The 14,898-nt window shown below is 45.8% G+C and carries 12 protein-coding genes, 1 tRNA gene and 1 pseudogene; 6 read left to right on the top strand and 8 right to left on the bottom strand.

Annotation, left to right across the window (positions count from 1 at the left end):
• The 3 genes and pseudogenes from PSI23_RS12015 to PSI23_RS12025 form a co-directional block, all read left to right on the top strand.
• Positions 1-367: pseudogene (locus PSI23_RS12015) on the top strand (hypothetical protein); the annotation flags it as partial.
• Entirely contained in the window at positions 339-878 is a 540-nt protein-coding gene (locus PSI23_RS12020; protein WP_273555319.1) for a baseplate complex protein, read from the top strand. The pseudogene PSI23_RS12015 and the gene PSI23_RS12020, both read left to right, overlap by 29 nt.
• Positions 875-2,512, top strand: a complete 1,638-nt coding sequence (locus PSI23_RS12025) for a hypothetical protein (protein ID WP_273555320.1) — start codon at positions 875-877, stop codon at positions 2,510-2,512. The genes PSI23_RS12020 and PSI23_RS12025 overlap by 4 nt, the downstream gene beginning before the upstream one ends.
• A 704-nt stretch (positions 2,513-3,216) precedes the next feature.
• Here PSI23_RS12025 and PSI23_RS12030 read toward each other — a convergent pair.
• Positions 3,217-3,999: a PH domain-containing protein gene (locus PSI23_RS12030; protein WP_273555321.1), complete on the bottom strand. Its 783-nt coding sequence runs from the start codon at positions 3,997-3,999 to the stop codon at positions 3,217-3,219.
• A 201-nt stretch (positions 4,000-4,200) separates the two neighbouring features.
• Positions 4,201-4,276, bottom strand: a tRNA-Ile gene (locus PSI23_RS12035).
• Between the two features lie 289 nt (positions 4,277-4,565).
• Here PSI23_RS12035 and PSI23_RS12040 point away from each other — a divergent pair.
• Complete coding sequence (locus PSI23_RS12040; protein ID WP_273555322.1) at positions 4,566-5,345, top strand: GNAT family N-acetyltransferase; 780 nt, start codon at positions 4,566-4,568, stop codon at positions 5,343-5,345.
• Positions 5,346-5,400: 55 nt separating this feature from the next.
• On the opposite strand, the gene rpoD is transcribed toward PSI23_RS12040, so the two are convergent.
• The 3 genes from rpoD to rpsU all read right to left on the bottom strand — a co-directional run bounded on the left by rpoD (position 5,401) and on the right by rpsU (position 9,684).
• Entirely contained in the window at positions 5,401-7,254 is a 1,854-nt protein-coding gene (rpoD, locus tag PSI23_RS12045; RefSeq protein ID WP_273555323.1) for an RNA polymerase sigma factor RpoD, read from the bottom strand.
• Between the two features lie 351 nt (positions 7,255-7,605).
• A complete protein-coding gene (gene dnaG, locus PSI23_RS12050; RefSeq protein WP_273555324.1) occupies positions 7,606-9,354 on the bottom strand; it encodes a DNA primase in 1,749 nt (582 codons plus the stop codon).
• Between the two features lie 114 nt (positions 9,355-9,468).
• Positions 9,469-9,684 carry a 30S ribosomal protein S21 gene (gene rpsU, locus PSI23_RS12055; protein ID WP_001144069.1) on the bottom strand — a complete coding sequence of 72 codons (216 nt, stop codon included), beginning with the start codon at positions 9,682-9,684 and terminating at the stop codon, positions 9,469-9,471.
• Between the two features lie 454 nt (positions 9,685-10,138).
• On the opposite strand from rpsU, the gene tsaD reads away from it, so the two are divergent.
• A complete protein-coding gene (gene tsaD / locus PSI23_RS12060; RefSeq protein ID WP_273555325.1) occupies positions 10,139-11,170 on the top strand; it encodes a tRNA (adenosine(37)-N6)-threonylcarbamoyltransferase complex transferase subunit TsaD in 1,032 nt (343 codons plus the stop codon).
• A 119-nt stretch (positions 11,171-11,289) separates the two neighbouring features.
• Here tsaD and PSI23_RS12065 read toward each other — a convergent pair whose 3' ends face one another.
• Entirely contained in the window at positions 11,290-12,330 is a 1,041-nt protein-coding gene (locus PSI23_RS12065; RefSeq protein ID WP_273555326.1) for a zinc-dependent alcohol dehydrogenase family protein, read from the bottom strand.
• A gap of 125 nt (positions 12,331-12,455) precedes the next feature.
• Positions 12,456-13,115 (bottom strand): glycerol-3-phosphate 1-O-acyltransferase PlsY, encoded by a 660-nt coding sequence (gene plsY / locus PSI23_RS12070; protein WP_273555327.1) that lies wholly within the window; start codon positions 13,113-13,115, stop codon positions 12,456-12,458.
• Between the two features lie 109 nt (positions 13,116-13,224).
• Here plsY and folB point away from each other — a divergent pair, with 109 nt between their 5' ends.
• Positions 13,225-13,578 carry a bifunctional dihydroneopterin aldolase/7,8-dihydroneopterin epimerase gene (gene folB, locus PSI23_RS12075; protein WP_273555365.1) on the top strand — a complete coding sequence of 118 codons (354 nt, stop codon included), beginning with the start codon at positions 13,225-13,227 and terminating at the stop codon, positions 13,576-13,578.
• Positions 13,579-13,703: 125 nt separating this feature from the next.
• Here the strand turns inward: folB and PSI23_RS12080 are convergent, their stop codons facing one another.
• The gene (locus tag PSI23_RS12080; RefSeq protein WP_273555328.1) at positions 13,704-14,891 is read right to left on the bottom strand and encodes a multifunctional CCA addition/repair protein; all 1,188 of its coding nucleotides are present in this window, start codon (positions 14,889-14,891) and stop codon (positions 13,704-13,706) included.
• Positions 14,892-14,898 lie beyond the last annotated feature (7 nt).

Raw genomic sequence — 14,898 nt, forward strand, 5'->3', positions numbered from 1 at the left:
GCCGCAACCGCTATCTACGGCGACCAGCCGTCAGGCAATCAATGCGCAACTGATTGCTAAAGCCAACGCGCAGGCCAGTGCGGGCAGCAGTCTTGCCGGGTTAAAATCCCAGTTAAGCGGGTTTACCACGGCAAGGCAAAACGCCTTGCAACATGTGACGGATGCCCTGAATGGCATCAAGGATAAATCGGCCAGTGTCTGGGCGTTCTCAGGGAAAGGGGACGGCGTCCATTTGGCCGAAAAGTTGCGACAGAATATCCCCGAACCGGACGCCGTTTACACGCTGGCGGTTCTGTTTGCCGGGGACGATATCCGCCCATTAGAAAAGATGCTACACCATGAGCCAAATTATCACCCTCGCCCTTGATGGCGAGGCCATTGCGTTAAAAAGTCTCACTGTCACCCCCTCCATGATGTTTCAGGATCAAGACCAGAGCGGCCAGTCTTCCAGTACCGCCGTGGCCGAACAAGGCATCAAGCCGAAAGAACTGCGCATCACGGGCATTATTCCCTTTACCGAACAGAAAACCCTGTCGCGCCTGTTTGCATTGGCAGAAGCCAAAGACAATGGCAACCTGAAACGCTACCGGGTGGCCAACCTGACCGCACAGGCCATCAATTTTCGCATCGGCACCTTTACGGGCACGATGGATGCCAGCAAGGTGGACGGTAAACAGGCATGGCAGGTGACCTTTACCTTAAGGGAACATCTGTCCGTAGCGGAAAAACGCGATGCCCGTGCCACCGGTTCCATTCAGGCTAAAAAACAGACCGGACAAGGGGGCGCGAAAGCCGGGGAAGACCCGGAAAAATTAAGCTGGTTTGAACGCAAGGTATTGAAACCCATTAACGACAGCATCGGGGGCGTAGGTGAATGAAACCCATCCAGCGGCTCTGCTTATCCGGCGATGAGGTGCATGTGGTGGATGTCAATCTCATGCTGGAACTGTCTGCCTGTGGCCGGGGCTTTATCACGGCGGAGACGACCACCGATTACACCGGGAAACTGGTACGCCTTGATGTGGGTTATCCAGATTTGGTGCTGCGCTGGTTTACCGGGTATGTGGAACGCGCACAACCCGCCCAGAACGGCTATCAGCGCTTGTTTGTCCGTGAACTGGTTGGCGTGTTTGATAAGGCGTGGCCGTGTTCATTTCAGCACCCGACGTTACGCCAGATGGTGGCGTGGTTGCAGGAACACAGCGGCCTGACGTTCACCTTACCGGATGCCCCTTATACCAATAAACCCATTCCGCACTATACCCATAATGGCACGGGCTATCAGTTACTGGGCAGTCTGGGGCCGCTTTTTACCATTGAAGACTATATCTGGCATCAGTTGCCGGACGGTTCGGTCTATCTGGGCAGTTGGGCGCATTCGATGTTTAAGGATAAACCCGCTGAAATCCCCAATGAATTCAGCCAGAGTCAGTCGGCAGGCAATGCCATGACCCTGCCGATGATCCAATCCCTGCGCCCCGGCTTTGTGGTCAATCAGCAGCGGCTGACCAAGGTCAACCTGTTGAATGAAAACATGAGCATCACATGGCAGCCAAAAGGCCAGACAGAGAACAAAACCCCTGCCCAGCGCCAGATTGATGCGGCTTACCCTGAATTATCCGCCGGGCTGCATTTACCCCAATTTGCCCGCATTGAGGCACACACTGAAAGCACGGCCAGCGGCGATATGTCTGACCCGTTCCGCCCCCGCTATGCGGTTGATGTGCAATTGCTGGATGATAACGGCAAAGATGCCGCCGCCCCGGTTTATCGTGCCGTGCCGCTGCCTTTGCCCATGGCAGGCAGTGAATCGGGGATGTTCCAGTATCCGCCCATTGGCACCGTGGTTGAGATTGCATTTGAGGGCGGCAGGCCAGACAAGCCTTTTATCCGCCAGACCTTAAGCCAGGGCAACACCCTGCCCGATATTAAGCCGGGTGAACAATTGCAGCAGCAGCGGGCGGAAGTCTCGCAACGGATCACACAGGAAGGAAGCTGGATACGCCAGACTGACCAGACCATCAATGAATCGTCGATGCACCGTGAAATCAAAGCTGACACGGAAACGCGCACGGTGGTAGCACGGGACACCACGGTACAGGCGACGGATAAAATCACGGTCTTGGGCACGTCCACGCTATTGGCGGGCGCTGTCCAGCAAATCGCCGAGGGTGACTACAGCGTGGCAACCTCATCGAATTTTGTGGTCAGTGTCGGGAAAGAGGCCACTATCGACGTCGGCCAAAAGCTGATAGAGAAAATCGGCCTGCTTAAGCAGAGCATTGCCGGAGTCAAACAGGAAATTGTTGCACCCGTGGTCTGGGTGGGCAGCCAGCAACTTAACGTCATGACCCTGATGTTAGACACACTGGATGTGGTCAGGGAACTGGCGGAACTGACCGCCGCCCATACCCATCACAATACAGGCACACCGCAGAACGCCAGCGCTATCAGAGGCACCGCCCATAAATCTGAAGGACTGAAACAGAAGTATTCGCCTGTGATTGGGTAAGTATTACTTATCTTACGAATGAGTGAGATTGCTATTTTGAGGGGTAAGAAGTAAGATTTGAGTTCTACGTTAGAAATGTACGGATTAATTTTCAACGTGCAATTACCGCGTTGAAAACGATGATGGCGGTGTCAGTAGACTTTCATCCGTTGGCTCCCAGACACCCCCCTTATCAACCTAAAGACAGCACAATCAACCTCACCAATTGATTGCCTGTTTATCAAATAACCCTGCTTCGGCAGGGTTTATTTTTGTTCCCTCATTAAACGCCACCAAACGCACCCAACACCGTTTATCTTTCGATTCACTACTCATAATGGTTCATTTGGATCTGCATTCCTGTGTCAATCTCACGCAGCACAATCCCCACGAAATAAACGTAAGCCCCACGTAAAACGCACTACACCGCACCCGCCTGCACGTTTTGGATCAAAAAATTTTTTCAGTTTTAAAATCCTACAAAGGGAATCGCCAGCGTGTGCCCGTGCTGGCGTTGTGGGAAAAATCGCCAACTGAAAGGTGTGAAAAGATTTTCAGGAAATTTCATTTTTTGGATCAAAGGCGGATCACGGGGAAGATATCAATGCAATGATATTAAAAGGAAAATTCTATTTTACGTGAAGTTATTGGATCGCATGACAAAGCCGCATCCTGTTAAAGAGTTCAGGGTTTGTGCGGCCTTGCGAAATAAAAGGAACTGAAATTTATTGAGATTGATTGTTAGTTGGTAATGCTGCTAACAGGGCTTGCTTTTGAGTGGAGAAATCTTTTTTTGTGATAACACCCTCATTAACAAAATCATTTAACCTATCTAAATCCTCACACAACGCTTTTATGTTTACCGTGGCTAACCTATTGTCAAGGTTCGATTCCAAGATGTAATTTTTTAGTATGTTAAACTCTTTGTTATTGATAGTTTCAAAATCTTTCAGTTCTTCAATGAGTTCTAATTTTTCTACCAAAGAGCTTGTATCTAAAATAGATGGCTTAGATTCTTCTGAATACAGGGAGGTTATCTCAGGTTGAGAGGTGCGAGCTTGCGGCTCATCTTGTCCATATGATAAAGCTTCATAAGCAGTGGTAGATTCATTTAAACGGGGAAGGAACTTATCCAGAGCCTTTTTCTCAATATTGCTGAAAACATACTCTTGCTCATGATTAATATTGAATATGATTTTTGAAAATAACAGCCCTTTCTTATCGTCACACTTCGTTATCAATACTATAGGGAATTTATCGTGATGTATTTTTTTGAACAGGCTGATTCTTATGAAATGAATATTAATACTGGTCAGTAAGATCAATGTCCCTTTCTTACCATCTAAATCACCAGATAGAACGGCTATGGCGCGTTCGTCAGTTTCCAGATGTCTAACCACATAAAGAAACTCTTTTTTTCTGCTTGATATGCCAACAGAGCTATCACCCGATAGCTTATTAAGTTCCACCAGTAATTCAGAGTCAGATGCTGCCTTGTAATTCATCATGTGAATCATCCTTTAGATAAATATCCGATATACACAAAAAACTACTGCTAATTGAGATTGATTGAAAAAAAAACATCAAACGAGAGGTTGTATGTCGAGAGTCATTAAATCTCGTGCGACACTTTTGCGACACTGTCTCACAGATACAAAAAAGCCACTCGTCTAAGAGTGGCCTAATGTGCTGATTTAACAGCTAAAATTTGGTGGCCCCTGCTGGACTTGAACCAGCGACCAAGCGATTATGAGTCGCCTGCTCTAACCACTGAGCTAAGGGGCCGTTAAAGTGGAGAGATTATACGGTACAGTTTGGTCTTAGGTCTAGTCCCCAAAATTCATATGCGTGTTTTATATACAATAATCAGTATATTTTAACGTATCTCAGCTTATTGGAAGTAATCTGAAATCTTTTTTAGTGATGTTGTTTGCTTTTATGACAAATATTTCTGATTGTTTACTGTGTTTCGTTCATAATTTGCTCAATAAGATTTTATCAGTGTAATTTTGTGTTTTTCATTGATTTTCAACCATTCTTACTACTTTTCATAAAAATATTTTGGTAAATCAATATGAAAAAAAATAATTTATCGGCAGCTATTTGGGCTCATCACCAAATAGAAGATCACTTTTTTTCATCTATCAGCCAAATGTCTCAGCATATCAGTGAAAGTGTCCGAGCCTATGTGACTGGTGTTGAAACGCATTCATTGAATTTTTTGTTGGTGACCGATGTTAATCAACAGACCGCAGAGGATCTACAAAAAGGGATTCAATTGCTGGATGAGAAAACTTACGTTCCTTTTGCGATTGTTGCTGTAGAGCCAGATAGTCAAATTTTAGCGGTGGTTCAGCAGGCCGGATTTGTTTTTGATGCTGATAGCATAACTACAGCCATGCAACTTGATTTGGTGAATTGGCAGATGAGTGATGCATCAGTTATGGAATATGACATTCGGTGTGTTAACCACTGTTTGGATGATTGGGCAATCCCGATGGAAAGTGCGTTTGAGACAGGTGATTCTATTTCTGGGCAGTACCAAAAATGCCATCAGGCGGCTTTGGATGCGGGAAAAGATCTGCAACATTATGCCTTGTATGTTGATGGTCAGCCGGTCTGCTCTTTAACTTTATCAAGATTAGATAATATTGTTCGTCTTGATGAAATTAGTACGTTGGTGGAGAAACAGAGAAGGGGATATGCCTCTGCCTTGATCAATCATGTGTTGAATGAAGCTAAACAATATGGTGTAACTGCGTGCTATTTGGATGCCTCTCGTGATGGTAATGGATTGTATCGGCGTATTGGATTTAAGCCATTGTTTGAATATCAGGGATTTATCCGTGAGTAATAAAAAAGCGTCTGTCGAAACAGACGCTTTTTAGATTTGTCAGCAAGTTCGTTGATTAGTCATCAAGGAAGCTGCGCAGTACTTCGGAACGGCTTGGATGGCGCAGTTTACGTAGTGCTTTTGCTTCAATCTGACGAATACGCTCGCGGGTTACATCAAATTGTTTACCCACTTCTTCCAGAGTATGGTCAGTGTTCATATCAATGCCAAAACGCATACGCAGAACTTTCGCTTCACGTGCCGTCAGACCTGCCAGCACATCGTGAGTTGCTGAGCGCAGGCTTTCTGAAGTTGCTGAATCCAGCGGTAGTTCGAGAGTGGTATCCTCGATAAAATCGCCCAGATGTGAATCTTCATCATCACCCACAGGGGTTTCCATGGAGATTGGCTCTTTGGCAATTTTCAGTACCTTGCGGATCTTGTCTTCAGGCATCAACATACGTTCTGCCAGCTCTTCCGGTGAAGGTTCACGACCCATTTCCTGCAACATCTGGCGGGAAATACGATTGAGTTTGTTGATGGTCTCAATCATATGTACTGGGATACGGATGGTGCGTGCCTGATCTGCGATAGAACGAGTAATCGCCTGGCGGATCCACCATGTTGCGTAAGTTGAGAATTTGTAACCACGACGGTATTCAAATTTATCAACCGCTTTCATCAGGCCGATATTACCTTCCTGAATCAAATCGAGGAATTGCAGACCACGGTTGGTATATTTCTTCGCAATCGAAATAACCAGACGCAGGTTGGCCTCAACCATCTCTTTCTTTGCTCGGCGGGCTTTCGCTTCACCGATTGACATGCGACGGTTGATGTCTTTGACCTGTTCGATGGTCATGCCAGTTTCTTCTTCGATCTGACATAACTTTTGCAGGCTACGCATAACTTCTTCTTCAACTTCCAGCAATTTGTCAGACCATGGCTTGTTCATTGCTTTTGCAGCGGTGAACCATGTCTCACTCGTTTCATTGCCAGAGAACAGAGTAATGAAGTTTTTCTTCGGCATTTTGCACTGCTCAACACACATCTTCATGATCTGACGTTCTTGACGACGTACACGATCCATCATGGAACGCATGTTGCTGACCAGATAATCAAACTGTTTTGGTACCAGACGGAACTGTTTGAATACTTCAGATAAAGTCAATATTTCTGCTGCGGTATTAGGATGACTACGACCGTGAGCTTTGATTGACTGACGAGTCAGTTCATATTGCTCACGCAGTTCCAGGAATTTCTGACGAGCTAATTCTGGATCGATGCTGTTATCATCTTCGCTGTCAGCATCATCATCACGCTCTTCGTCATCTTCATCGTCATCATTGTTGTCAAGTTCTTCCTGAGGAAGTTCTGAGCCAACGTGAGTGGCTGTTGGTGCAAGATCTTCTTCTGCGTTAGGATCAACGAAACCCGTGATCAAATCGGACAGACGACTCTCGCCGGATTCAACACGGTCGTACTGCTCCAGCAGGTAAGTAATCGCTTCAGGGTATTCAGCAACGGAGCACTGTACTTGGTTGATGCCATCTTCAATGCGCTTTGCAATGTCAATCTCACCTTCGCGAGTCAGGAGCTCAACCGTACCCATTTCACGCATGTACATGCGAACCGGATCAGTGGTACGACCGATTTCTGACTCGACACTAGATAACACTTGTGCGGCTGCTTCCGCTGCGTCTTCATCTGTGTCGTTTGTGTTTTCTGCCAACATGAGATCATCGGCATCAGGTGCTTCTTCCATTACCTGGATGCCCATGTCATTGATCATTTGGATGATATCTTCTATCTGATCAGAATCGACGATATCTTCCGGCAGATGGTCATTGACCTCAGCGTAGGTCAAATAGCCTTGCTCCTTACCTCGGGTGACAAGTAGCTTTAGCTGTGACTGCGGGTTTTGCTCCATAAGACGGTATCCACACTTCAGAGTATTGGTTGGTGTCGGTCGGCAAAACAAATATGCCAACAATAACATTTGAGGATGTTTTCATTGTATTGCCGCTGCCCTCAATTGCGGCAATTGTAGGACTATTTACCCTACCTAATGCGGCATTTAAGCCGTGAATTCTGTGTCTGCGATTTTAGGTTTTGATTTAGAACCTGTTTCACCAAGCTATATTTTCACTAAGTTACATTTTCATTAGCGATATTTTTATCAAGGCATATTGTGGATACAAACCCATTGTGTAAGTAAGCCAAGTAATATAGCCTTCAAATAATGAAGTCTTGAAGTAAATAGCCTTGCTGAGACAGATTCTTATTTACTCGCGCCAGAAACCGTAATTAACCGGACTTCTTCGCGCTCTTCTGGTGTTAGACCTTCAGTTCTCTCTTTAGCAATCAGAAAGTTAAAACGTTCATCAAGTGCTGACGCGAAAAGATGATTCAGTGCATCGCTAAAGGTTTTTTCAGCAATCTCTTCTATCTGTATATCGTTCCATGCAGCGAGTTTTTCAAGCTGTTTAGCATATTTATTATCGCGATATTGCTCTAACAGTTGCCCAGTGGTTAAACCGGGTTGGGCAAGGCACGTGTCGATAAGCTCTAAGAATAATGGCAATCCTGCTATTTGCGTAGAAAACATTCCCTGTAGTGGAGGAACTAATGCCGCTAAATGTGGATTTTGCACCAGCAATGCAATAAGAATACGCATTGTTGTAGGTTTCAGTTTTAGCGCCTGATAAGCATTGGTATCTTTTTTGACAAGTTTTGCCAGAAATCGTTCCAATTGTGTTGTATCAGGAGTACCCAACAGGTTTCCAAGCTCTTTAAGCAGGTAAAGTCGTAGTACTTCTCCTGGAATCTGACTGATCAGTGGCATGGCTAGCGAACTGAGCTTAGTCGTTCCTTCAGGGTTACTTAAATCAACCTGTGGCAATAGTGATTCGAACAAAAATGAAGATAAGGTCAGTGCCTTTTCTGTTCTTTGCTCGAACGCTTCCCGTCCTTCTTTGCGAATCAGTGAATCAGGATCTTCGCCATCAGGCAAGAACATAAAACGTAATTGCCGACCATCATTCAGGTAAGGCAGCGCCGTTTCTAATGTACGCCATGCAGCATCACGGCCCGCACGGTCACCATCGTAACAACAGATAACGCTATCGGTTGTCCTGAAAAGCAACTGAACGTGTTCGGCTGTCGTGGACGTTCCTAGCGAAGCCACAGCATAGTCAATGCCAAATTGGGCCAGCGCAACAACATCCATATAACCTTCAACCACTAATAGCCTTGTAAGCGTACTGTGGCTTTGCTGTGCCTCATAAAGACCGTATAACTGACGGCCTTTATGAAATATTTCTGTTTCCGGCGAGTTCAGATATTTGGGAAGTGCATCTCCCAGCACTCTGCCACCGAATGCAATCACACGACCGCGACGATCGCGAATAGGGAACATCACACGTTCGCGGAAACGATCATAAGTGCGGCCATTGTCGTTCGTGACCAGCATTCCCGCATCGTTTAGCTGTTTGCGATCTTCCTCGTTATGGGCAAACCGCTTTAGGGCGTTATCCCATCCCGCAGGCGCAAAACCAATGGCGAAACGGTGGATAATTTCTTCACTGAGCCCACGTTGAGCCAAATATTGTCGGGCTGATTGAGCGCCGGGGGTATTCAGTGAATTCTGATAGAAGCTGTTGAGCTTATCCATCAGCTGGTAAAGATTTTGCCTTTGGTGACGTTCGATTTGACCGCCGCCGGAGCCTGCTTCGTAGGGAACTTCCAGCCCATGCATTGCAGCCAGTTCTTCGATGGATTCGACAAAGTCCAATCTGTCATAATTCATCAAAAAATCAATGGCATTGCCATGTGCCCCGCAACCGAAGCAATGATAAAACTGCTTATCACTATTAACAGTGAATGAAGGGGTTTTTTCGTTATGAAAAGGACAGCACGCTTGATGATTTTTGCCTTTCTTTTTCAGAGGCACCCTAACATCGATCAAATCAATGATATCGGTTCTTGCTAATAAGTCATTGATAAATGCGCGTGGAATTCGTCCAGCCATAAGCCCTTTTACGCCTGTTGATGAACGAGAATAAGCCGCGCTTCCTTTGGGAAAGCACGGCCTTTAACTGCAGTAGTTTGTTAATACAACCACTAAGCGGATTGACCGCAAAGATTAGTACAAACGAGTGCGGCGTGCGTTTTCGCGAGCTAGTTTTTTAGCATGACGCTTAACAGCAGAAGCTTTAGCGCGTTTGCGCTCAGTCGTTGGTTTTTCATAAAACTCACGACGACGAACTTCTGCTAATACGCCTGCTTTTTCGCAAGAACGCTTAAAGCGACGCAGTGCTACGTCAAATGGCTCGTTTTCACGTACTTTAATTACTGGCATGTGCCTCTCACCTCAATAGAAATCGGGTTTGTCGCTGGCGTGATAGTGCCAGCCGTCTTTAAAATGGTGCGGAATTTTACTTCAATGAACACGGCTTTGTAAAGTGCCGAGGCAAATTGAAACCGATAACGCCATGGGTTACAGGATGCTTTTTTGTACGCAAAACAAGCAATCTGATATCGGCGTCATTAACATTAACCACACAGAATATTCAAGTAGGAGATTGATTATAGACTAATCAGAAAAAATAGCCAGCATGTAATGGACTCGGTGATGAGAATGTTAGAGTGGTTATCAGCAAGGGATTTAAGTATAGAGGCATATATAGATTAGAGGTGCATAAATAGATTAGAGCTGTATAAATAGATAATGTTACACTGGCGCCCGTTGAAAGAAATACGAATGTGTATAGTGACCAAACAACGAGACGTAAAACAACGAGACGAATAGTGCAATGCGAGTTTTAGGTATAGAAACGTCCTGCGATGAAACCGGAATCGCAATTTATGACGACAAAATCGGTCTGTTAGCCAATCAATTATACAGTCAGGTCAAGCTACATGCTGATTATGGCGGTGTAGTACCTGAACTGGCGTCCCGTGACCACATTCGTAAGACAGTTCCTTTGATTCAGGCGGCTTTGAAGGAAGCAGGCCTGACGAGTAAAGATATTGATGCAGTTGCTTACACAGCGGGGCCGGGATTGGTTGGAGCCTTGCTGGTTGGGGCAACAATCGGACGTTCACTGGCATTTGCATGGGGTGTGCCTGCTATTCCCGTACATCATATGGAAGGCCATTTGCTGGCACCGATGCTGGAAGAAAACACTCCTGAGTTTCCTTTTGTTGCCTTACTGGTTTCAGGCGGCCATACCCAGCTTATTAGCGTGACGGGTATCGGTGAATACAAATTGCTCGGTGAATCTATTGATGATGCGGCGGGCGAGGCTTTTGACAAAACAGCAAAACTGCTCGGATTGGATTATCCGGGGGGGCCAGTTCTTGCTCGTATGGCACAGCAGGGCAAGGTGGGGCGTTTTGTCTTTCCGCGTCCGATGACAGATCGTCCGGGGCTGGATTTCAGCTTCTCAGGCCTAAAAACGTTTGCAGCCAATACGATCCGCAATAACATTCATGGTCATAATATGGCTGAGGATGAGCAAACCAAAGCAGATATTGCCCGCGCATTTGAAGATGCGGTTGTGGATACGTTGGCGATTAAGTGTAAACGTGCCTTGGAACAGACGGGATTCAAACGCTTGGTGATGGCGGGTGGAGTTAGTGCAAATCAAACATTGCGTACCAAGATGCAGGAAGTGATGGAAAAGCTGGGAGGCGAAGTTTTCTATGCCCGACCTGAATTCTGTACTGATAATGGGGCAATGATCGCGTTGGCTGGCATGATCCGTTTGCAAGGAGGAACTGCCGGTGAATTGGGTGTAACGGTGAAAGCACGTTGGCCGTTGGCGGATCTTCCCGCTCTGTAAAAATGATAAAAAATATGCTGTTTGATATGGGCTGAGTGCTATTTGGTACTCAGCCTTTTCATTATCTGATTAAAGGGAAGATGTATATTCAAATTGCGGATACCTGATTATCCCTTTGTTTATTCTGCCGTCAGAACAATTTTCAGAGCTTGTTCCTTTGCAGCGTTGCCAAAAACTTCATAGGCAGTTTCAATTTCACTCAGCGAATAGCGATGAGTTACCAGTTTTTCAGGTGAAATCTTGCCGGATTGGACGCTTTTCAGCAGCATAGGTGTACTGCTTGTGTTTACCAATCCTGTCGTGATGGTAATGTTTTTGATCCAAAGATCTTCTAAGTGCAATTCAACGGATTTTCCATGAACACCAACGTTAGCGATATATCCACCAGCGGTAATGATATCTTGGCAGATCTTGAATGTTGCAGGGATACCTACGCACTCAATCGCGACATCCACACCGATGCCATCAGTGAGTTTTTGAATTTCTTCTACCGCGTTTTGACGTGTTGGATTGATGATGGTATTTGCTCCCAGCTGTTGTGCGACACGAAGGCGGTTATCATCGGTATCAATCATGATGATATGGGCTGGTGAATAGAACTGCGATGCCAGTAACGCAGAAAGCCCTACAGGGCCTGCGCCGACCAAGGCGATGGTATTACCCGGTTGCACCCTGCCATTGATGACACCGATCTCAAGACCCGTAGGCAGGATGTCACTGAGCATTAATGCCGCATCTTCATTAACGCCTTCCGGCAGACGGTGCAGGCTATTATCTGCATGGGGAATACGCACTTTTTCAGCTTGCGTGCCATCGATCTTATGTCCAAGTATCCAACCGCCATCTTCACAATGGGAATAAAGCTGACGTTTACAATAACGACAACGACCACAAACTGTGATGCAGGAGATAATCACTTTATCACCCACTTTGATATTATGGACAGATTCTCCAACAGACTCGACTACCCCAATACCTTCATGACCCAATGTTCGTCCTGCGTCTACAGTTGGAACATCCCCTTTGAGGATATGTAAATCTGTTCCGCAAATAGTGGTTTTGATAATGCGGACGATTGCATCGGTTGACTCAATAAGTTGAGGTGGTGTTTTTTCTTCCCAATGCTTTTTGCCTGCGCCATGATAAACGAGTGCTTTCATAAGGTCTCTCTCATAGGTTATTTGGTTTTTTGCCGCGTTAATCCGATTCCTTTAATGAGTGGAAATTAATCAATATTAAAAAGTGTAGTATCTTTCACAATAAAATTGAAATAAAGCCATTGCTCTCAGTCGTCTTGTTGCTCTTGTTCTTTAGTTGCCTGAATTTTCTCTTTATCTGTCATTTCCTGTTTCTTTTTCAGTTTCTGCCAGATACGGCTTTCCTGTCCTCGCCACAGACGTTGAATATTATCGTGATGACGCATGAGTATTAGACATGACAGCATTGCGACGGGAAAAGTAAATTCAGGTTTGAACCACCAGACATAGAAAGGTGCAATTAGTGCACTGACGATGGCACCCAATGAAGAGTAGCCGCTTAACAACACCGTCAGCAACCATGTTCCCGTGATCAATCCCGTCAGATCCCAACCGATGGCAGCAATGGCACCGAAAGCCGTTGCCACACCTTTTCCCCCTTTGAAATGGAAGAAGAGGGGATAGATATGCCCCAGACAGGCGGCAATGGCGATAATGCCTAAACACAATGGGGAAATGTTGAGTTTATATGCCAGCCAAACCGGTATTAGCCCTTTTAGAACATCACAAACCAGTACTGCCAATGCAGCACACTTACCACCGATGCGCAGTACATTGGTTGCCCCTGGATTGCCGGAACCATGTTGACGGGGATCGGGAAGCCCTGCCAAACGGCTGATCAATATCGCGCTGGATATAGAGCCACACAAGTACGCGAAGATGATCATGCCAAGCGCGATAGCACTCATAAGATATCTCCAATGAATAAGAGTCGTTTTCTTAAGTCTAACAATGGATAATACGCATATTTCGTCAGAAGTGGTATCTGGCGAACTGAAAAACGGGGGAAAGGTCGTGATGGATATCGTATTTATTGAAGAATTAACAGTCATTACCACTATTGGCGTTTATGACTGGGAACAGGCTATTAAACAGAAATTAGTGTTCGATATCGAAATGGGATGGGATAACAAACGAGCCTCTTCCAGTGATAATGTTGAGCATTGTCTGGATTATGCCAAGGTTAGTGAAGCCATCATTAATCATGCGGCTAACCAACATTTTGCCTTGGTTGAGCGGGTCGCAGAAGAAGTGGCGGATATCTTGCTGACCCAATTTCATTCACCTTGGGTAAGGGTGAAAGTCAACAAACCGGGCGCGGTTGCACAAGCAAGAAGTGTCGGTGTAGTGATTGAACGGAGTGCAAGCTGATTGGCGTGCTTTTTGGCTGACTGCATTAAAAAGCGTCCCAATTAGGTTAATTATTTGGGACGCTTGAGTTAATTAATTAGTTAGTTTAATAAATCGATTGTTGTTTTAATAAATTGATAGTTGTCTTAATAAATTGATAGTTGTTTCCAATCTGCGATGGCAATGTGTCGCTGACGCTCCAACTCGGTGCGAATCTCAGCGCCCTGAAATCCACGGGCAATCACTTCTTGGACGTTTACTTGACTGGCAATGGCAAACACTTCACGCAAATAATCACCTTGTGGGTAGAGTGAAGTTTCTGCTCCTTTGTATCCACGGTTGTCTGCTTCGTTACAGGTTGCTTCACTATAGATTGCGTTACTACAAATAATCAGCTGTTCAATGCGTTGAGGCTTGCGCCAGGCATCCAAAGCATTAAACAAGGCCAGCAGGGCTTCTGGAGACAATTGTTCCGCGGTATGTACCCAATGGTGATATTGCGTCACAATCGTGGCCAAGTCGCGTGCCGAGTTGGGAATGCGCAGCCGTTCGCACATTTGTTTCAGCGGTGTCACTTCGACATGGCAACATAGAGAGGCGAAACGAATATCTATTTCTTCGCTCAATTGGGTGGATATTCGCAAAACCTGTAATGAATGCAGCCCGGCATCATGTTCAAGCAAAGGAACCCCAAACAAGTTATCGATCTCAGGAAAGAGTACGGCTAATGCCCCGCAATCACGCAGAATCTGAAAATAGACTTGTGGTGATTGTGAGGTAAGCGCTTTTTCAGTTTCCCGCCAAACACGCTCAGGGGTCAATGATGACAATTCACCACTTGAGACCATTTCTGCAATGAGTGCTTGTGTTTCTGGTGCAATTGAAAAGTCTAAATGGGCAAAGCGAGCAGCAAAACGAGCCAAACGTAACACACGTAATGGATCTTCTGAAAACGCTGTGGATACATGGCGCAGGATACGATTTTTGAGATCATTGGCACCATGATAAGGATCGATTAATTCACCTTTGGGCGTTTGGGCAATGGCGTTAATCGTTAAATCACGGCGCAGAAGATCTTCTTCCAGTGTCACATCGGGATCGGCATAACAGGTAAAACCAGTATATCCCTGACCTGATTTTCTTTCTGTGCGTGCCAGCGCGTACTCTTCATGAGTCTTAGGGTGCAGGAAAACGGGGAAATCTTTCCCGACTTGTTGATATCCCTGAGACAGAAGAGCCTCTGGATTGCCTCCGACGACAACCCAGTCCCGTTCGATGACGGGTAGGCCCAATAATTGATCGCGAACGGCGCCGCCAACCAAATAAACTTTCACTCTTACT

Source organism: Xenorhabdus yunnanensis, assembly GCF_028598805.1.
GTDB classification, from domain to species: Bacteria; Pseudomonadota; Gammaproteobacteria; order Enterobacterales; family Enterobacteriaceae; genus Xenorhabdus; species Xenorhabdus yunnanensis.